Below are 18,699 nucleotides of genomic sequence, written 5' to 3' on the forward strand. Positions count from 1 at the left end.
TACCGGACATCTGATCGGCGCTTATCGGCTCACCCGGCGTAGCCGGGCGAAGCCGACACCCAGCACGACCAGACCGACGATCGCCACGATCGGCCCCACGACCGCCCACAGCGTCACGCCGCTCATCGCCGAGCCCTTCATGACGTCGAGTCCCTGCAAGGTCCAGCCCACGCCGATAAAGGCCAGCAGTGCGCCGAGGCCGAGGACGAACCAGTTCTTCTTCATGGGGTACCTCCAGGTGGGGAGCCGAAGTTCTCGACAACAGCGTGACGGCTCTGAGGCGCGGCGGCGACAATGCTTGGTTGGACCCCGTCGTCAACCGATCGACGTACGCACGGCCCCACCGGTGCGTGGACGCTCCTCGGCACCGAGTCGGGCACTGTGGACGTGGGCGCCCGTAAACTGGCGGCCAGATCTCGGCGGGCGAAGGTGGGCAGGGCGTGGCAGTGCGCAGCACCGTCGACTTCGGACACCGCTACCGCGTCGGATGGCATGTCCTCGTCGGCGCCGTCGCGATGCCTCTTGCCGTCGCCATAGCGGCCGACGTCTCCGTGGCGCTCGGACAACGCCTGCTGGCCCTCGGTACGCTCGCGGTCATCGTCGCCTGCTACGCCCTGGTCGCTCCGCGTGCCATGGAGAACCGCGACGAGCGGTGGGGTGCGGCCTATTTCGCCGTCCTGGCGGTCGCGTTCCCGCTCCTGCTCGCCATCGCCCCGATCGCTGGCGCACTGCTGTTCGCGCTCTGCCCACAGCTGTTCGTGATGGTCGCGAGGTGGCGGGTGCGCCTACCGCTGTTGTTGATCCTCTACGCCGAACTCGCCTGGGCCATGGTGGCGCGGGCCGGAGTCAGCCGCTACACGCTGGCGATGGTCGGCGTGACTGTTCTGGTACCCATGACCGTGACGATCCTCGTGGGCGCCTATCTGACCGGCATCCGCGAGCAGAACCGCAGGCGGGCCGCGCTGATCGAGGAACTGACCCGGACGCGGGCTGCACTGGAACGCGCGGGCCACGAGGCAGGCGTCCATGCCGAACGTGAACGCCTGGCCGCCGAGATCCACGACACCCTGGCGCAGGGCTTCACCAGCATCCTCATGCTCGCCCAGGTCTCACGGACGACCCTGCTCCGTGATCCGACGGCCGCCGACGGCCAGCTCGACATCCTGGAGAAGACCGCCCGCGAGAACCTTGCGGAGGCACGCTCGCTGATCGCCGCATCGGCCCCGGTCGACCTGACCGGCCGCGGGCTCGCGGATGCGCTGGACCGGCTCGCTGCCCGGCATACTCGCGACACGGGTACGCGCGTCGAGGTCTCGATCGTCGGCGAGCGGTCCGGCACATCTACTGGCACCGACATCGCCCTGCTGCGCACCGCGCAGGAGGCCCTGGCCAACATCGGCAGGCACGCCGCCGCCACGACGGTGCGGATCGAGCTACGCCACGATTCCGGCCTCATGGCGCTCGTCGTGACCGATGACGGCCAGGGCTTCGACCCGGCCACCGTCCGGGGTGGATACGGCCTGCTCGGCATGCGCACCCGCGCCTCCAGCTTCGGCGGAACCTGCACGGTGCGATCGGCTCCCGGCCAGGGCACCACGGTGCGGGTCGAGCTGCCGCCGCCCCCGGCCGAGCAGGCGGCGCGTAGCCTGCAGCCTGTGCTTGATCTCAGCTCCACACCCGACAACTGAGCGGGCGGAACCGGCTCGATGACTGTCCACATCCTGATTGTCGATGACCATCCCGTCGTACGCTTCGGCCTCCGCGGCATGCTCGAGGCCTACGACGACCTGCGGGTCGTCGGCGAGGCCGGCTCCGGCGACGAGGCAATCGTCCTTGCCTCCACGAAGCGCCCGGATGTCGTCCTGATGGACCTGCGGATGCCGGGTACCGATGGCGCCACCGCAACGGCGCGCATCCGTCAGGAGCACCCCGGCATTCGCGTGCTCGTGCTGACCACCTACGAAGGTGACGCCGACATCCTGCCGGCGATCGAGGCCGGCGCCACCGGTTACCTGCTCAAGGACACCCCGATCGGTACCCTGACCGACGCGATCCGGGCGGCGGCCCGCGGTGAAACCGTCCTCGCCCCGCCGGTGGCCGCCCGGCTGGTGACTCACCTTCAGGCGCCGGCCGGGGAGCAGCTGACCCCACGCGAGGTTCAGGTACTCGGCCTCGTCGCGCGAGGTCTGTCCAACGGCGAGATCGGTCGGCAGCTGTACATCGGCGAAGCGACGGTGAAGACGCACCTGCTGCGAACGTTCGTCAAGCTGGGTGTCAGCGACCGCACCGCAGCCGTCACCGTCGCTCTGTCGCGCGGCGTCCTCACCTCACCACATCGGTGATCTTCGCGTGCGGGACTGTAAAACGAACGGCTCTGGCCTTGTAGTCGGTGGTGACACCGGGTAGCCACCCTTGGCCGGTGATCTTGTGATGAACGTCAACTCCCATGCCGGCAGGGTGTTTTCCGGGCCGTGCCGATCAGGCCGCGCCGGTGTCCCGTTCGATGGTCTGGAGGCGGTTGTTGAGCCGTTGGCTGCTGCCATCGAGAGGTCTGGCTCGAGGGCCGGTGGCTCACCGTTCGAGACCGCGAGGACGCCGGCACGCCCGGCACACGGCACCCGTGCCCGCCGCCCTGCTCGCCACCGAAGGGGCACTCGGATGGGCTCACTGATGAGTGGTCCGTCGGAGCCCGGGAAAGAACCGGTTGGTGACGCGCTGATAGCGGATGTAGTCGGGGCGTCGTTGCCGGCTGAAATACTCGGCGGGAACGGCACCGGTGTAGTGCACGAGCATGTGGTATGTGGTCCAGGAGATCCAGGCCAGGGCGAGGGCCGTGAGCAGGCCGAAGACGATGTGATGGTGTGGCCAGCGGTCGATCAGCACGGGCAGCGACAACAGGATGAGACTGCTCCACTGCATCCACTGACCGAAGTAGTTGGGGTGACGGCTGTAGCGCCACAGCCCGATGTCGCAGGTGCGGCGCACACCGTCTCGTCGGGTGCGGTCGGCGAAACGGGCCTTCTGCAGGTCCGCCACCGATTCGAAGACCCAGAACACCGCCCACAGCGCGATCGCCGCGACACTCACGACATCGAGGCGGGCCGGGCGCACGGTGGCGAGCGCGGCCGGGACCGCGAGCACAGCGATGTTGGCGCCGCACTGGACCATGATCTCGACCTGGAGCGACACCTTCTCGTTGCGGAACCCGTCCCGCTCCCAGCGGCGCCGCTGGTACTGGTACCGCGGCAACTCGCCGGGCAACCGCTTGAACACCATGAACCGCAGCGCCCAGGCGCCCATACGCATGCCCATCAGCAGGTAGATCGCCGCAGTGGCGACAGCCGCAGGCGAATCCAGGCCACCGAACACCAGGACCTGCACCCCGATCAGGGCCAGGCCCCACGGCCAGGCCACATCCACGTAGGACATGAACCCGGTGCGGTGGGCCGGCAGACACGCACCCACGACGAAGACGGCCAGTTGCACAAGCAGGTTGCAGACCATGAACCCCGTGAGGTCGCTCTGAAGTGCAAGGGCCGCGAACATCACGACGTAGATCGCGAACGGCATTGTCCGCCTCACTGTGGCCATGGCAACTCCCTCCAAAAAGTGAGACACTGATGCACACGTGTCTCGCCAGATCGAGTGAGACACTAGGACGGTGATGTCTCAAATGCAAGAGGTTCCGGCTCCGCTGCCCCCGGACGAGCCGGTGCTGCGCGCTGCGGTCGCGATGTTCCTGCGGGACGGCTGGATCGACGCACGGGCGCTGGCTGCCGAGGCCGGCATCGGCCGCGCCACCCTGTATCGGCGTTACGGCGACCGCGACCGCCTGATCGGCGAGGCGATCTGGGCGATCGCCACAACCGAGTTCGCCCAGATCTACCCCCGGAGCCGCGGGCAAGGCGCCGATAAGGTCGCCGACCTCGTTCACTCCATGCTGACCACCAGCGCACAACTGCCGGCCATGCGTCGGTTCGTCGCCGACCACCCCGACACCGCACTACGGGTGATGACCTCGCGTGACGGCGTCATCCAGGACCGCATAGTCGAGACCGTCAGCCGGCTCATCCAGTCCGAGATCGGCGAACCCGACGACATCGACGCCCCGACCCTCGCCTACGCCGTCGTCCGGGTCGCCGAGTCCTTCTATTACCGCGAGCTCCTCACCGGGCAGCCCACCGACATCAGCGCCGCCACCACCATCATCCGCAGACTCCTGCGCTGACCGGCCGGCCTGGCCTCGACCACGTGTGCGTTGTCGAGACCAGGCCGGATACGGACGGACCGGAAGTGCCCGCCGCCTGTGGGCTCGGTGGCAGGTCCACGAAGCCATGGACCGTCACTCCTCCCGTTGTCCGTGACCAGAGGGGCCGTAAGACGTTCGGCTCTGGCCCGTATCGGTGGTGACACCGGGTAGCCGTCCTTGACCATGATCTCGTGACGGATGTCAACTCCCTTGTCAGCACGGTGTTTTCCGGGCTGTCAGTGTTGGTCGTCGAGGAAGTGGTGGACGGTGGTGGTCACGGCTCGCACGCGGGATGCGGCGGTGCCGTGTCCGGTGTGCCGGACGCCGACGGGGAAGGTGCACAGCCATCACTGTCGGACGGTGACGGACGTGCCGGTCGGCGGCCGCCCGGGTCCTCGTCCACCTGCGGGCACGGCGGCTGGTCTGTCCGGTCCTGGGCTGCCGGAGGCAGATCTTCCGCGCGCAGATTCCCGGACTGCTGGAGCGCCATCAGCGCCGCACGGTGCGGCTTGCCTGGCAGATATCCCAGGTGGGGCAGGAGTTATCCGGCCGGGCGGCCGCACGCCTCACTGGTCTGCTGGCCGTGCCCGTCTCCCGCAGTTCCGCGCTGCGCCATCTGCGACGCCTGCCGCTGCCGCAGCAGGCGGTCCCACGGGTGATCGGTGTGGACGAATTCGCCCTGTGCCGCCGGCACCGCTACGCCATGATCGTCACGGATGCCGAAACCGGCCGACGCGTCGCAGTACTGCCCGACCCTGCGAGGGCCATCCTGCAGTCCTGGCTGCGCACATCCTGGTGCCGAGGTCGTGTGCACGACGGCTCGGCCACCTACGCCGAGGCCATCCGCCGTGCCCTGCCCGACACGGTGCGGGTCAGCGGCCGACGGCACCTCTGGAGAGCCCTCTGCGACAAAGTCCAACTCGAGGTCCGCGCGCACACCGGCTACTGGGGCACCGTCAACCCGCCCCGTCCCGGTGGAGTACGCGAGCACAGCACCCGCGAACGCTGGAAAAGATCCACGACCTCCTCAGCCAGGGCGTCGGCCTCCTCGACTGGTCCCGCCGCCTGGACCTGGCCCTGAACACCGTCTAACGCTACGCCCGCATGCCCGAACCCCAGGCCCTGGACATCGCCCCCGCCTAACGGCCCACCCAGCGGATCTTCAGGGACTACCTGCACGCCCATGCCGAGGACGCGACCCGATACACGCAGCTCAAGCAGCGATCGTCACCGCTGGTACGGGACCGGTCGGCGAACCTTTCCAGCCAGAGCAGCAGCAACTACTCAAACCGGCTCCACGCGGCGGCCGCCATTCGGCGTCGGCCGCGGCTCGGCGGTGTCTTTTGCCCATGCAGGGCAAAGCCCCACCCTCATTCCGGCGGACGGGAAATCGTAGGCCGACCGGCCTCCATCATCTCGGCGACCCGGGCCGTCGTCTCCCGCAGCCACATGTGCGCCGCGTCGTGCATGTGGACCGGATGCCACCACAAGGCCTGCTGGAGCGGCACGGCATCATAGGGCGGTTCCATGATGCGGACGGGTGCGAGTCCGTCCAGCTCGTCGGCGAGACGCCTCTGAAGGAGGGCTACCCGGCGGGTGCCCGCGACCAGGAGTGGCATCAGCTGGAAACTGTCGACGGAGACCGCCACGCGCGGCTCGATGCCGAGCATGGCGATCTGGCGGGCGGCGGGGGCATCGTAGGCTCGTTGGTACGTCACCCACGGCAGTCGGGCCAGGTCGTCGAGGGTGAGCTGCTCGCCGACCTCGGGGTTGTCGTCCGCGACGAGGAAGACCCAGCTGTCCTGGTAGAGCTCGACCGTGGGGAAACCGCGGATGATTCCGTGGGGCAGCAGTAGCCCGTCCACGGTGCTGAGCAGCGACCCGGTGCTGTCGATGAATTCGTTCGGTACCTGTTTGAACCTGAGCCGGATGCCAGGTGCCTCGGCTTGGATGGTGCGGGCGAGTTCGGTGCCGAATACGGCAACCGCATAGTCCGAGGCGATCAGCGTGAACTCGTGTTCCTCGCGGGAGGGGTTGAATTCGGCCTGACTGGCGAAGACGCGCTCCAGCAGGTCGCATGCGGTGGTGGTTCGGTCGAGGAGAGCCTGCCCGAGGGCGGTCAGTTCGTACGCTCCGCCCACCCGGGCGAGCAGGTCGTCGTCGAAGTGGCGGCGCAGCCGGGCCAGGGCCGCGCTCATCGCGGGTTGACTGAGCCCGATGCGCTGGCCGGCCCTGGTGACGTTGCGCTCCTGCAGGAGGGCGCGCAGGGCAACGACGAGGTTGAGGTCCAGGCTGGCCAAGTTCACGAAGCATCCCAATTCCGGAGCCGGCACCATCGGTATTCACCAGCTGGATTCTCATATACAGGAAATCGATTTCCCTGATTGCAATCTACTGGGCCAGATTAGTGGCACCGCAATCGGGAGGAAATCTCCGTGACATCCGCAGCCACGTCGGCACCCTTCACCCCCTTCTCCGGACCGTTCGCCATCGGCACCCTTTCGGCACCGGGCGAGACCAGGTTCCCGAGCCTCGTGACGTCGGACGGCCGAGCGCTCGATCTGCGCACGGCACTGGACGAACCCGCGTTGACCACGCTCGCGCTCCTGGAGCGCTGGGACGAGGAGCTGCCGCGGCTGCACACCCTCGCCGGGGACCCGACGCGCGACTGGCGGCCGCTGGCGGAGATGACGGTGCACGCGCCCGTCGAGCCCCGGCAGATCTTCCAGTCCGGCGCCAACTACCGGCAACACGTGATCGACCTGGCGGTCGCACACCGCGCCCCGGACGCCCCGGGCACCGTCGAGGAGGCCCGCGCCGAGGTCGCGGCGGTCATGGACAAGCGGGCCGCCGAGGACCTCCCGTACGTCTTCATCGGCCTGCCGACCACGATCAGCGGTCCCTACGACGACGTGGTACTGCCCGCTTGGGCCGAGAAGCCCGACTGGGAGCTGGAGGTGGCCGCGGTGATCTCCCGCCCCGCGTACCGGGTCACCGTGGAGGAGGCGCTGGATCACGTCGCGGGTTACACCATCGCCAACGACCTGACCGACCGCGCGAGCGTCTTCCGCCGGGACATGCCCCCGATCGGCACCGACTGGCTGCGCAGCAAGAACGCCCCCGGCTTCACCCCGCTCGGCCCGTGGATCGTCCCGGCCGACTCCATCGCCGACCCGTCCGACCTGCAGGTCACCCTGAAACTCAACGGCGAGACCATGCAGGATGAGTCCACCAAGGACATGATCTTCGGCGTCGCACGGCTGGTCTCGTACATCTCCCAGACCGCCCGACTGCTCCCCGGCGACCTGGTCCTCACCGGCAGCCCGGCCGGCAACGGCATCCACTGGGGCCGGCTGCTGCGCGACGGCGACGTGATGGACGGCTCGGTCACCGGCCTCGGCGCCCAGCGCACCCGCTGTGTCGCGGAGGAGGCCCGGTGAGCGCCGACCGTATCGATCGTACGGATCCCGAGGCGGCGATCGCCGAGGCCGCGAAGGCGTACTCGAACTGGGGCCGCTGGGGCGAGGACGACGTGCTCGGCACGCTCAACTTCCTCGACGAGGCCAAGCGCCGCGAGGGCGCAGCCCTGATCCGCGACGGCGTCAGCTTCTCCTTGTCACAGGCCTTCGACATGGACGGCCCGCAGAAAGGCTGGCGGCGGCGTACGAACCCGGTGCACACGATGCTCGCCACCGGCACCGACGCCGCTCTGGGCGGTCAGGGTTTTCCGCACGGTTTCGGTGGCGCCGACGATGTGATCGCCATGCCCCTGCAGTGCTCCACCCAATGGGACGGGCTCGGGCACATCTTCGATCACGGCATGGCGTGGAACGGCCGCCCGGCGGAGAAGGTCGTCACCTCCGAAGGCGACCTGGTCACCGGCATCGAGCACATGGCACCGCACGTCGCCGGGCGAGGCGTCCTCCTCGACGTGGGCCTGGTCATCGGCCAGGACGGCGAACTGCCCGACGGCTTCGCCATCACCGAGGAGCACCTGACCGCAACCGCCGAGGCGCACGGCGTGACCGTCGGTCGTGGCGACCTGGTCCTCGTGCGCACCGGGCGGCTGGCCCGCGCCCGTCACGAAGGCTGGGGCGACTACGCGGGCGGACCGGCGCCGGGACTGAGCTTCAGTACGGCCGGCTGGCTGCACCGCAGCGAGATCGCCGGGATCGCCACCGACACCTGGGGCTTCGAGGTGCGGCCCAACGAGTTCGACCACGCCTTCCAGCCGCTGCACCAGGTCGCCATCCCCCACATCGGTCTGCTCATCGGTGAGATGTGGGACCTCGACGCCCTCGCCGCACATTGCGCCGCCGACGGCCGGTACGCGTTCTGGCTCACCGCCGCGCCACTGCCCATCACCGGGTCCGTCGGCTCACCGGTGAATCCCATCGCCGTCAAGTAACGCCCTGGGCTGCCGGGCGCACCGCGCCCGGACGGCTACGCCCCCCTCGCCCACCCGGCCGGCAACACCCCCCTCGCCGTTCGAAGTCGCGCGGCACATTCTCAGGGAGAACCCATGAACGACCCTCGGCCCCGCACCGTCCTAGTCATAGGCGGCGGCGCGTCCGGCAACGCCGTGACCGTGCTGCTGCGGCGGGCGGGCATCGCTGTGGAACTGATCGAGGCCAAGCCCGACTGGAACGTGCTCGGCTCCGGCATCACCCTCCAGGGCAACGCGCTGCGCGTGCTGCGCGAAGTCGGCGTATGGGACGAGGTCAGGGAGAGCGGTTACGCCGTCGACGCCGTCGGCATGGCCTCGCCCGACGGGACCGTGTTCCACGTCCAGCAGGACTTCCGCAGCGGCGGGGACGACCTGCCCTCGATCTTCGGCATGCAGCGGCCCCGGCTCCAGGAGATTCTGTGTGAGGCCGTTCGCGAGAGCGGCGCGGCGATACGCCTCGGCACCACCACCGAGGAACTGGTCCAGGACGCGTCCGGCGTCACCGCCCGGTTCAGCGACGGCACCGAGAGCCGCTACGACCTTGTCATCGCCGCCGACGGCGTCGGCTCCCGCACGCGCGCCATGATCGGCATCAGCGACAAGCCCGAACCGACCGGCATGGCCATCTGGCGCGTCCCCGCGCCCCGCCCCGAGAGCGTGAAGCGCAAGGACCTGTCCTACGGCGGACCGTGCTACATCGCCGGCTACTGCCCCACCAGCAAGAACACCATCTACGCCTACCTCGTCGAGGCCAACCGCGACCGCGCCTCCATCGACCCGGCCTCGTACGCGGACGAGATGCGGCGGCTGGCCGCGCCCTACGGGGGTGCGTGGCCGGAGATCGCCGCGAGCATCACCGACCCCGCCAAGGTCAACTACACCTGGTTCGAGCGGCTGCTCGTCGAGGGCTCCTGGCACCGCGGGCGGGTCGTCCTGATCGGTGACGCGGCCCACGTCTGTCCTCCCACGCTCGCCCAGGGCGCGGCCATGTCGCTGGAGGACGCCTCCGTACTGGCCGAGATGCTCACCGCGGAGCAGGACTGGAGTTCCCTGGACGCCCTCCTGACCGGCTTCTACGAACGCCGGATCGGCCGTGTCCGCATGGTGGTCGAGGCATCCGTGCAACTCGGTCAGTGGCAGATGGACGGCGCCCGTGACGCCGACGCACCCGGCCTGATGAGCCGCACGATGTCCGCCCTGCAGGAGACCCCGTGAACCCTGTGAGTCACCAGAACAGCGCACCCACGATCGACGTCCACGCGCACGTCCTGCTCCCTCAGGTCGAGGAAGCCGTCGCCGGACACCCCGGTCTGGCCGCGGCCCGCGATCTCGACGCCCGCCGCAACGGCCCCGAGGCCATCGCCGTCAGCGGCCCGATGTTCCGCGACCGCTTCCCGAGGCTGACCGACGTCAAGGCCCGGCTCGCCGCGATGGACGCCTCCGGGATCGACGTCCAGCTGGTCTCGCCGTCTCCGTCGCACTACCACTACTGGGCCGACAAGGACCTGGCCCGCACGGTATGGGAACTGGCCAACGAAGGCACCGCCGCGCACGTCGCCCAGGCCCCGCAGCGGCTGCACGGCCTCGGCCTCGTCCCGCTGCAGCACCCGGACCTCGCCGTCGAAGCCCTCGACCACGCCCTCGGCCTGAGCCTGCGCGGTGTCGAGATCTCGAGCCACGCGCCGGGACGCGAACTGTCGGACCCCGCGTACGAGCCGTTCTGGACACGGGCCGAGGAAAGCGGCGCGATTCTCTTCCTGCATCCCTTCGGCTGCACGCTCGACGAGCGCCTCAACCGGTGGTACCTGTCCAACACCGTCGGCCAGCCCACCGAGAACGCCGTCGCCCTGTCCCATCTGATCTTCTCCGGAGTCCTGGACCGGCACCCGGGGCTGCGCATCGTCGCCGCCCACGGCGGCGGCTATCTGCCCACCCACATCGGCCGCTCCGACCACGCCTGGCTCGCCCGCACCGACACCCGCGGCTGCGCGCACCCGCCCAGCAGCTACCTCAAGCAGCTGTACTTCGACTCCCTCGTCCACGACCCGGACGTCCTGCGCGAGCTGATCCGGGCAGCCGGCCCCGACCGGGTGCTGCTCGGCTCCGACTTCCCCTTCGACATGGGCACCGACGACCCGCTCGGCGCTCTGCGCGACGTCACGGACCTGCCCGCCCCTCACTTCCACGCCGTACGCGGCGGCAACGCGGCAGCGCTGCTCCGCCTTGTCCGAACCGTCTGAACCTCACAGAGGAGAACCCCCACCATGAGCACACGTCTGCTCACCCACCTGCGGCACGTCGACCTGGCCGTGCCGGACTACGACAAGCAGCTCGACTTCTACGCCGGTGTCTGGGGCCTGACCAAGGTCGCCGAAGACTCCGGCATCTCCTTCCTGGCCGCCGAGGGCTCCCCCGAGCAGTACATCGTCCGGCTCCGCAAGGCCGAGGAGAAGCGCCTCGACCTCATCTCCTACGGCGCGGCGAACCCCGCCGACGTGGACACGCTTGCCGAGCAACTCCTCGCAGGTGGGGTGCAGTTGATCTCCCAGCCGGGCAAGGTCGACACCCCCGGCGGCGGCTACGGCTTCCGCTTCTTCGACATCGACGGCCGCACCATCGAGGTCTCGGCCGACGTCGAGGCGCGCCGGCACCGTCGTGTCGAGGAGAAGGAGTCCATCCCGGTCCGTCTCTCGCACGTCGTCCTGAACTCCCCCGACATCAACGCCACCCGCGCCTGGTACGAGCAGCACCTCGACTTCCGGCTGTCCGACACGATGACCTTGCCGCACATGGGCGACGTCATGCACTTCATGCGGATCAGCAACCAGCACCACTCCATGGCCATCGCCAGCGGTCCGCACGCCTCCCTGCAGCACCTCTCCTTCGAGATGCGCGGCATCGACGAGTACATGCGCGGGTCCGGCCGCGTGATGCGCTCCGGCGCCCGCAAGATCTGGGGCCCCGGGCGGCACATGGCGGGCGACAACACCTTCACGTACTTCCTCGACCCGCACGGCAACACCGTGGAGTACACCACCGAGCTCGAAAAGCTGGACGAGGACACCTGGCACCCGCACATCTACGACCTGACGAAGCCCGAGAACGCCGACCAGTGGGGCACGTCCAACCCGATGAACGAGATGGTCGCCAAGGAAATGCTCAACGACGTCGACCGCGGCGTCTTCGTCGCTCCGCCGGTCTGACCCCATGACACCGGGGGCCCGGCGCACTCCCCCGCCTGCCATGCCGCCGGGCCCCCGGGCCTGTGTCAACCCTCCCAGCTCCCTAGGAATGCCATGCGTTTCGCCACGTACGAACAGCACGGCCGCAGCCGTCTCGCCACCATCGAGGATGACGGCGTCCTCTACCCCTGCCCCGGCACGGGGACGCTTCTCGACCTGATCCAGGCCGGTCCCGAGGCACTGCGCCAGGCGGGCAACGCAAGTCTGGACGTGCCGCGCGGGCCGCACGTCTCCCAGGTGCGACTGCTGCCGCCGCTCCAACCGCCGTCCGTACGCGACTTCGTCACGTTCGAGGAGCACGTCGAAGGTGTACGGCGAAGCATCGACGGAGTCTCGGGCGCCCCGGACGCCTGGTACGACGCGCCCACCTTCTACTTCACCAACCCCTACGCGGTCATCGGCGCTCACGACGACATCCCCGTGCCGCCAGGAAGCCGGGCGCTGGACTTCGAACTCGAAGTCGCCGCGGTCATCGGACGCGAGGGCCGCGACCTCACCCCGGAGCAGGCCCGCGACCACATCATCGGCTACACCATCTACAACGACTGGTCCGCCCGCGACCTCCAGTCCCGCGAGATGCAGGTCAGCCTCGGCCCATGCAAGGGCAAGGACACCGCCACCACCCTCGGCCCCTACCTCGTCACCGCGGACGAGCTGGAGCCCTACCGCGACAGCGACGGCTTCCTGCGCCTGGCGCTGACCGCCGAGATCAACGGCGAGGTCGTCGGCAAGGACCTGCTGTCCAACATGAGCTGGACCTTCGAGGAGATGACCGCCTACGCCTCCCGCGGCACCTGGGTCCGTCCCGGCGACGTACTCGGCTCCGGCACCTGCGGCAACGGCGGCTGCCTCGCGGAGCTCTGGGGCGTGCGCGGCCGCCAGGATCCGCCACCGCTGAAGCCCGGCGACACCGTCACCCTCACCGTCGAGGGCATCGGCACCGTCTCCAACACCGTGGTACCCGGTGCCGAACCGGTGGCCGTCCCTCGCGCCCGTACGCGCCCGCGAACGCGCCCGTGAACCGCGCGGCGGAGAGCAGGCCGGCCGACAAGGTCGTCGTCAGCGGGGCCGCGCGGGCAGGGCACGGTCGAGGCGCCGGCCCGGGCGGGTGCGACTGTGACCGCCACCGATGCGACACAGGCACCCGGCCAACTGGGTCATCCCCGGGAAGATGATCAAGGGCATGGGCGGTGCCATGGACCTCGTCCACGGCGCCCGCCGCGTCATCGTCCTCATGCATCACACCGCCATGGGATTTGCCCGCGCCCTGCTCCAGATTCGAGAGCGCCTGCTTCGCCAGCCTCGCCTGCCCGGCCAACTCCGCCAGGGACAAACCCCGTTGCCTACCCCCGTGGTTCCAGGAGGCAGGAGACCTTGGTGAAACTATTCCGTCAGCGTGCCCATCGCACGGTCGAGCAGTACGGCCAAGGGAACGGCGCCCCCACAGGCCACCCAGCCCGTCGCGGCCGCATCCAGACAGGCGAGCGCGGCCCCGGAAAGCGCGTTCGGCCCGACCTCCTCCGGCTGGTCGGCGCTGACACCCAGCCGCCGGGCGATCTCCGGCTCCAGCATCGCCTGCCAGCTCAGCTGCTTCTCGAAGTGCCGGGCGCGCAATGACGGAGTCTCCTGGAGCATGCGCAGATAGCTGAGCGTCTGCTCGGGCGCCTGCTCGTTCGCCTGCGTGAGGACGTCGAACGCCCTGCGCAGCGCCTCCCAGGGACCCTCGGTGTCAGGGCGGGCGGCGAGCGCCTCCGCGATCTGACCGCCGGTCTCCTCCAAGCCCTGCAGGACCATGTCTTCTTTGGTGCCGAAGTACCGGAACAGGCTGGCACGCGACAGCCCGACCTCACCGGCGATCTGGTCGACGGTCGTCCCGTCGAATCCCTGCTCGATGAAGAGCCGGAGCGCGACCTCGACGACTTCCTTCCGGACCGTCGCGCGCATACGCTCCCGCAGGCCGGGCGGTTTGGTTGCGGACTGGGCGGAGGTGCGGGCGGAGTCGGTCATGAGTAAAGAATACAACAGCGGCTCAATCTGATACTGAGCATCAGAAACATGGGCTCCCGGCGGCCACACTGTCCACGCCGGCCGCTCAAGTCACTCCCACGGAGCTCGTCAGCGGATGCGAGGTGAGGGTCCACTTGACCCGGAGGACCTGCCCGGCCGCACCCAGTCCGTCCTCAGGGACGGCAGCGCATACGACGAAACGCTGGGCCGCGCGCAGGGAACGTGACGGTGACCGCAGGCCCGCTGGGCGCTCCCGGGCGGACCGGCCGCGCCGAGGTCGGCTGCGACTCCGGCACCTGCCCCGAAAAGTTGACCCTCCTCGTACGCACGCACCCCCGTCATGCTTTCTGCGGTCCCACAAGGGCGCCGCTGCCCTCCGGGCCCGGCATGACTCTCTGTCCCCTGTCGAACGGATGACTCTGGACGCGGATGGGGTCGGGCCCGACTGGGGTTCCGGTCGGTGGTCAGGCGACTGGACGGCCACCGGTGACAGAAGGGGAGGATGACCGCCCCGCACCCGCCCGGCCCTTCCCGTCACCTCGCCGGGAAGGGCCTACAGTGCGCCGCGGGCCGCCCGGGACACTTCGGGAGCCGCGAGTGGCTCCTGACCACCGAGCCCGCCTTCATGTATGCGGGCTGCCGCCCGAACCATCCACCTCGTCACGGATCGGCCCGCGGCGTCTCGCTGCCGCGCGGCGGCTTCAGGCCGCGGCGCCCTCGGCCTCGGCGGAGACCGCCGCCCACTCCTCCCAGGTCTTCAGCCGCTCGGCGTAGACCTGGGGGACGAGGTGGAGGGGGGCCGTACCGAAAAAGACACGCAGCGGAGGATTGTCCGCGTCGACGATCTCCAGCAGGGCCGGGCCGGTTGCGGCGGGGTCGCCGGACTTGACGTCGCCCCAGGCGGCGGCGACGGCGGCGCGCAGGTCGTCGTAGGCGGGCAACTGTTCGGCAAACGTGGCGGAGGAGCCGGCCCAGTCGGTTTCGAAGCCGCCGGGCTCGACGAGGGTGACGTTGATGCCGAATCCCGCGACCTCCTGGGCGAGGGCCTCGGTCAGGCCCTCCAGGGCCCACTTGGAGGCGTTGTAACCGCCCAGGTTGGGGAAGGAGACGACGCCGCCGACCGTGGAGATCTGCACGATGTGGCCGCTGCCCTGGGCCCGCAGGAGGGGCAGGGCGGCCTGGGTGACCCACAGGGCGCCGTAGAAGTTGGTCTCCATCTGACCGCGGACGTGCTGTTCCGTCAGCTCCTCGACCGCGCCGAACAGGCCGTGTCCGGCGTTGTTGACGATCACGTCCAGGCGGCCGAAGTGCTCGTGCGCCTGCTTGACGGCCTCGAATGCGGCGGCCTTGTCGGTGACGTCCAGCTTCAGCGGCAGGACCGCCTCACCGTGGGCGGCCACCAGATCCGCCAGGGAGTCGGTGTTGCGGGCGGTGGCCGCGACCTTGTCACCACGCTCCAGGGCCGCCTGGACGAACTGACGACCGAAGCCACGCGAGGAACCGGTGACGAACCAGATCTTGCTCATAAGGACACTCCCGTTCGAAACGAACTTGCAATACGAGACTCTAGACCTTATTGATACTCAGTATCAAGTAGTTCCTCTGTAGATTCTTGAGCATGAGTAACTACGCTTCGACACAGCTCCCGGCCCAGCCATCGAGCCTGCGTGGCACATGCGAGCGATGGCTCAGGCGGAGGCGACCGAAGTAGCGATCCGGCTCTCGACCACCCGCTGCTGCCCTGCGTCGGCACCCTGCACGACCTGCAACGCGCTCACTCGCCGGGCATCCGCTCCGTGCGCGTGGCCACCCACTGGCCCGAGGCCGGCATCTCCGCCCAGCACATCGCCGCGGCCCGCGGGCTGGGCATGGATGTGGCGGGCTTCCTGATGATGTCCCACTGGCCGAACCGCCGAACTGGCCCGCCAGGCCAAGCTGATGGAGTCCTACGGCGCCCACTGCGTCCGCACCACTGGCCCCGTTGGCGGCTCGCTCCCGGCTATCGCCGTGAGCCCGCTCCGGGCCTGGTCATGGTCCGCCGCCCGGCTCGGCTCGGCGTCTTGCCCTGATCTGAGCGGAGCTTCTCCCGAGGACGGCACCGCACTCATCGGCTACGGCGCGCTCGGCAGGCCGGAAGAGCGTCGCCCGCCACGAGGGCGTCGGCCGGGCCGCGGAGCAGCTCAGGGCGGACAGTCGACGCTCACCACGCGATCAGCCGGGACGGTCATCGAGGGGGTGTGCTTGCCCGCAGAACGACGTTCGTGGCGACCGGTACGATCCGCGGGGCGTCATCGTCGGAGAGCGCGAGCTCCATCGCACGGAGCCCGACCTGCTGCAGAGGAACGTTCACGGACGTCAGCTCCGGGACGACGTCCACCGCCGGGCCGATGTCGTCGAAGCCGGCGACGGCGATGTCCCGGCCAGGGACAAGCCCGGCGTCGCGGAATGCGGTCATCACACCGATCGCCATGACGTCGCTGACCGCGAAGACGAGTTCCGTGCCGTCCAGTCCCCGCTGGACGAGTTCCCGCGCCGCCGCACATCCCCCTCGGCGGCTGAACTCGGCTTCGACCACCAGCCGCTCGTCGACGTCGATGCCGAACTCGCGCAGGCCCTCCACGAAACCGCTGCACCGGTCACGGGACGTCCTGAGGCCGGTCCCCGCCCGGACCACCGCGAGCCGCCGGTAGCCGAGCCCTACCAGCGCGCGGGCAAGCTGCCGCGCTCCACCGTAGTTGTCGATGCTGACGGTGTGGAACGGCAGGTCGTGCTGGCTGATCAGGACCACGCTGCCGCCCGCTTCCCGGTAGGCCTGGAGCTCCTCGACGAGAGCGTCGCGGGTATCGGTGCCGTCGATACGGCTGCCGGTCATGATGATGACGCGGGGGCGCATGCCGCGCAGCGTCCCGACGATCTGGAGTTCCCGCTCCGGGGAGCGATCCGCGACCGCCATGGTCACGATGAGTCCGGCGGCCTCGGCTGCCTGCGTCACACCTGCCGCGATGGAGGAGAAGTACGGGTCGTCGACACCGCTGACGACCAGCGCGGCGATGTTCGTCGAACCCCGCGCGATCGCCTGGGCGGACAGGTGCGGGGCGTAGTCCAGGTCCGCGGCCGCGGTGAGCACACGGTCGACGTTCTCCTGCCGGACGTTGCGGACGCTGCCGTTGAGCACCCGCGACGCCGTCGCCTGTGAGACGCCCGCTGTCCGCGCCACATCATGCAGGGTCACCTGGCGCCCCTCGGATACGGCCTCCCCGCGACGCCGTACAGGCGCTGCCGCTCCATCTTCCATGCCGCACATTGTGCACCGAGCCGCCCAGCGCCTGGAAGTCGCGGAATCACTACCGAGGGTCACTCCGTAGGCCGGTGCGCTTACTGCGCCGCACATGCCTTGCGGAATCCAACCGGGCCGACGCGACCACCTTCGAGCCGGGCGAGCGTATCCCGAGTCGGTCACCGGCACTTTCGTCCACACCTCCCCGGCCTGGCCGGGATATCCTCGGGTAGCGTCGACGGCGGCTCGTTTTCGTGGTGCGGGAGGGACGGCGCGATGCCCCATTCAGCCAGGCCGACCGTCACCCTGCGTGACGTGGCGGCGGCCGCCGGTGTGTCGGTTTCGACCGCGTCGCGAGTGCTGGGCGGCAGTGACCGGACGGTCGCGGAGGAATACCGGCAGCGGGTCGTCTCCGCCGCGGCCGCGTTGCGCTACACCGCGGACGCCTCGGCCCGGGCGATGCGGCGCGCGAACGACTCGATCGCGGTCGTCGGCGACGACCTCACAACCCCCTCGATGGGACTGGTCGCCGCGGCGATGGAACGGCGAGCACGCGACGCCGGGGCGTTCGTGACCGTCTCGTCGACCCACGGCACCGCCGAGAGGCAGCTCGAAACCGTCCGGCTGCAACGTGCTCTGCGGCCGCGTGCGCTCATTCTGACCTCGAGCCGCCTCGACACGAACGCCCTCGGCGGGCGCCTGCTCGACGAGTTGCTCGGCTACGAACGCGAGGGCGGCCGGGTAGTGATCGTCGGTGACACCGACATGCCGTTCGACTCCATCAGCTTCGACAATCACGGCCCTGCGAAGGAATTGGCCAGCTACGTCGCCGGGGCGGGGCACCGGCACGTGACGATCCTCGCCGGCGCGCGCGGGCAGGGGAACGTCTCGGCCCGTACCGCGGGCTTCATAACCGGTCTCCGTGACGGCGGCGTCGAGGAGCGGCACATCCGGATCTCGCACTGCACGGTGAGCCGCCAAGGAGGGTTCGACGCGGCGCGGCGGCTGGTCGCCGAGGGGCTGGAGCCGCCCCACGCGGTCCTCGCCGCCAACGACACCATCGCCATCGGTGCGATGTCCGCCTTCCGGGCTGCCGGGGTGGCGGTGCCGGACGAGGTCTCGGTGACCGGTTTCGACGACATCGAGCTCGCGATCGACGTGACACCGCGGCTGACGACAGTGTCGTTGCCGCTGGCGCAGGCAGGTGCCGAGGCGGTCCGCCTCGCGCTCGCGGATCGTGCGGGAGCAGAGCATTTGATGATGCGCGGGCAGGTCGTGGTGCGCGACAGCACGGCGATCCGCGTCGCCTGAAGCGCCCTCGAGCCCGACCGCGCCGCCGGGTCACTCCGGCCAACACACCCAGGGCCCTCGGGCCACCGGAACGTCGCACGCCAAAGATGCATTTCTTGCATGTTACCGACGTCTTGACGCCTTCGATCACAGACGGGCACACTGCGCGCCAATGCGGAATACGATT

Annotated in this window: 17 protein-coding genes and 2 pseudogenes; 13 read left to right on the forward strand and 6 right to left on the reverse strand. The window is 69.5% G+C overall.

Annotated features, from left to right (window positions below; genetic code table 11):
• Nucleotides 1-21: 21 nt before the first annotated feature.
• On the reverse strand, nucleotides 22-225 hold the full coding sequence (locus AC5P09_RS25525; RefSeq protein ID WP_266719400.1) for a hypothetical protein: 204 nt from the start codon (nucleotides 223-225) through the stop codon (nucleotides 22-24).
• 215 nt (nucleotides 226-440) lie between these two features.
• On the opposite strand from AC5P09_RS25525, the gene AC5P09_RS25530 reads away from it, so the two are divergent.
• Both AC5P09_RS25530 and AC5P09_RS25535 read left to right on the forward strand, forming a co-directional pair.
• Nucleotides 441-1,688 (forward strand): sensor histidine kinase, encoded by a 1,248-nt coding sequence (locus AC5P09_RS25530; RefSeq protein WP_493876104.1) that lies wholly within the window; start codon nucleotides 441-443, stop codon nucleotides 1,686-1,688.
• Nucleotides 1,689-1,706: 18 nt separating this feature from the next.
• On the forward strand, nucleotides 1,707-2,342 hold the full coding sequence (locus AC5P09_RS25535; protein ID WP_493876105.1) for a response regulator: 636 nt from the start codon (nucleotides 1,707-1,709) through the stop codon (nucleotides 2,340-2,342).
• 322 nt (nucleotides 2,343-2,664) lie between these two features.
• Here the strand turns inward: AC5P09_RS25535 and AC5P09_RS25540 are convergent, their stop codons facing one another.
• Complete coding sequence (locus AC5P09_RS25540; RefSeq protein WP_493876106.1) at nucleotides 2,665-3,591, reverse strand: DUF1295 domain-containing protein; 927 nt, start codon at nucleotides 3,589-3,591, stop codon at nucleotides 2,665-2,667.
• Between the two features lie 82 nt (nucleotides 3,592-3,673).
• Between AC5P09_RS25540 and AC5P09_RS25545 the strand changes: the two genes are divergently transcribed.
• Complete coding sequence (locus AC5P09_RS25545) at nucleotides 3,674-4,228, forward strand: TetR/AcrR family transcriptional regulator (protein ID WP_493876107.1); 555 nt, start codon at nucleotides 3,674-3,676, stop codon at nucleotides 4,226-4,228.
• Between the two features lie 550 nt (nucleotides 4,229-4,778).
• Nucleotides 4,779-5,330 carry a transposase gene (locus AC5P09_RS25550; RefSeq protein ID WP_493876108.1) on the forward strand — a complete coding sequence of 184 codons (552 nt, stop codon included), beginning with the start codon at nucleotides 4,779-4,781 and terminating at the stop codon, nucleotides 5,328-5,330.
• A 289-nt stretch (nucleotides 5,331-5,619) separates the two neighbouring features.
• Here the strand turns inward: AC5P09_RS25550 and AC5P09_RS25555 are convergent, their stop codons facing one another.
• A complete protein-coding gene (locus AC5P09_RS25555; protein WP_493876109.1) occupies nucleotides 5,620-6,555 on the reverse strand; it encodes a LysR family transcriptional regulator in 936 nt (311 codons plus the stop codon).
• A 129-nt stretch (nucleotides 6,556-6,684) separates the two neighbouring features.
• Here AC5P09_RS25555 and AC5P09_RS25560 point away from each other — a divergent pair, with 129 nt between their 5' ends.
• The 7 genes and pseudogenes from AC5P09_RS25560 to AC5P09_RS25590 all read left to right on the forward strand — a co-directional run.
• The gene (locus AC5P09_RS25560) at nucleotides 6,685-7,689 is read left to right on the forward strand and encodes a fumarylacetoacetate hydrolase family protein (RefSeq protein WP_493876110.1); all 1,005 of its coding nucleotides are present in this window, start codon (nucleotides 6,685-6,687) and stop codon (nucleotides 7,687-7,689) included.
• Nucleotides 7,690-7,700: 11 nt separating this feature from the next.
• On the forward strand, nucleotides 7,701-8,657 hold the full coding sequence (locus AC5P09_RS25565) for a cyclase family protein (protein ID WP_493876149.1): 957 nt from the start codon (nucleotides 7,701-7,703) through the stop codon (nucleotides 8,655-8,657).
• 114 nt (nucleotides 8,658-8,771) lie between these two features.
• Nucleotides 8,772-9,911: an FAD-dependent oxidoreductase gene (locus tag AC5P09_RS25570; protein ID WP_493876111.1), complete on the forward strand. Its 1,140-nt coding sequence runs from the start codon at nucleotides 8,772-8,774 to the stop codon at nucleotides 9,909-9,911.
• The gene (locus AC5P09_RS25575) at nucleotides 9,908-10,936 is read left to right on the forward strand and encodes an amidohydrolase family protein (RefSeq protein ID WP_493876112.1); all 1,029 of its coding nucleotides are present in this window, start codon (nucleotides 9,908-9,910) and stop codon (nucleotides 10,934-10,936) included. The genes AC5P09_RS25570 and AC5P09_RS25575 overlap by 4 nt, the downstream gene beginning before the upstream one ends.
• Before the next feature lie 24 nt (nucleotides 10,937-10,960).
• Entirely contained in the window at nucleotides 10,961-11,899 is a 939-nt protein-coding gene (locus AC5P09_RS25580) for a VOC family protein (RefSeq protein WP_493876113.1), read from the forward strand.
• A 93-nt stretch (nucleotides 11,900-11,992) separates the two neighbouring features.
• Nucleotides 11,993-12,958, forward strand: a complete 966-nt coding sequence (locus tag AC5P09_RS25585) for a fumarylacetoacetate hydrolase family protein (RefSeq protein WP_493876114.1) — start codon at nucleotides 11,993-11,995, stop codon at nucleotides 12,956-12,958.
• Nucleotides 12,959-13,085: 127 nt separating this feature from the next.
• Nucleotides 13,086-13,187: pseudogene (locus AC5P09_RS25590) on the forward strand (CoA-transferase); the annotation flags it as partial.
• 134 nt (nucleotides 13,188-13,321) lie between these two features.
• On the opposite strand, the gene AC5P09_RS25595 reads toward AC5P09_RS25590, so the two are convergent.
• Nucleotides 13,322-13,945, reverse strand: a complete 624-nt coding sequence (locus AC5P09_RS25595) for a TetR/AcrR family transcriptional regulator (RefSeq protein WP_334591581.1) — start codon at nucleotides 13,943-13,945, stop codon at nucleotides 13,322-13,324.
• A 701-nt stretch (nucleotides 13,946-14,646) separates the two neighbouring features.
• Entirely contained in the window at nucleotides 14,647-15,471 is an 825-nt protein-coding gene (locus AC5P09_RS25600; RefSeq protein ID WP_493876115.1) for an SDR family oxidoreductase, read from the reverse strand.
• 207 nt (nucleotides 15,472-15,678) lie between these two features.
• Here AC5P09_RS25600 and AC5P09_RS25605 point away from each other — a divergent pair.
• Nucleotides 15,679-15,931, forward strand: a pseudogene (locus AC5P09_RS25605) (4-hydroxy-2-oxovalerate aldolase); the annotation flags it as partial.
• A gap of 238 nt (nucleotides 15,932-16,169) precedes the next feature.
• On the opposite strand, the gene AC5P09_RS25610 reads toward AC5P09_RS25605, so the two are convergent.
• Nucleotides 16,170-17,177: a LacI family DNA-binding transcriptional regulator gene (locus AC5P09_RS25610; protein WP_493876116.1), complete on the reverse strand. Its 1,008-nt coding sequence runs from the start codon at nucleotides 17,175-17,177 to the stop codon at nucleotides 16,170-16,172.
• A gap of 321 nt (nucleotides 17,178-17,498) precedes the next feature.
• On the opposite strand from AC5P09_RS25610, the gene AC5P09_RS25615 reads away from it, so the two are divergent.
• Nucleotides 17,499-18,533, forward strand: coding sequence for a LacI family DNA-binding transcriptional regulator (locus AC5P09_RS25615; protein WP_493876117.1), 1,035 nt, complete (start codon nucleotides 17,499-17,501; stop codon nucleotides 18,531-18,533).
• Nucleotides 18,534-18,699 lie beyond the last annotated feature (166 nt).

This window comes from Streptomyces sp. a15, from assembly GCF_059026085.1.

Bases quoted from the DNA above. Each gene is read 5' to 3' on its own strand.
- AC5P09_RS25540 (WP_493876106.1), bottom strand. From the start codon at position 3,591: ATGGCCACAGTGAGGCGGACAATGCCGTTCGCGATCTACGTCGTGATG.
- AC5P09_RS25525 (WP_266719400.1), bottom strand. From the start codon at position 225: ATGAAGAAGAACTGGTTCGTCCTCGGCCTCGGCGCACTGCTGGCCTTT.
- AC5P09_RS25615 (WP_493876117.1), top strand. From the start codon at position 17,499: ATGCCCCATTCAGCCAGGCCGACCGTCACCCTGCGTGACGTGGCGGCG.
- AC5P09_RS25570 (WP_493876111.1), top strand. From the start codon at position 8,772: ATGAACGACCCTCGGCCCCGCACCGTCCTAGTCATAGGCGGCGGCGCG.
- AC5P09_RS25580 (WP_493876113.1), top strand. From the start codon at position 10,961: ATGAGCACACGTCTGCTCACCCACCTGCGGCACGTCGACCTGGCCGTG.
- AC5P09_RS25595 (WP_334591581.1), bottom strand. From the start codon at position 13,945: ATGACCGACTCCGCCCGCACCTCCGCCCAGTCCGCAACCAAACCGCCC.
- AC5P09_RS25585 (WP_493876114.1), top strand. From the start codon at position 11,993: ATGCGTTTCGCCACGTACGAACAGCACGGCCGCAGCCGTCTCGCCACC.
- AC5P09_RS25600 (WP_493876115.1), bottom strand. From the start codon at position 15,471: ATGAGCAAGATCTGGTTCGTCACCGGTTCCTCGCGTGGCTTCGGTCGT.
- AC5P09_RS25535 (WP_493876105.1), top strand. From the start codon at position 1,707: ATGACTGTCCACATCCTGATTGTCGATGACCATCCCGTCGTACGCTTC.
- AC5P09_RS25545 (WP_493876107.1), top strand. From the start codon at position 3,674: ATGCAAGAGGTTCCGGCTCCGCTGCCCCCGGACGAGCCGGTGCTGCGC.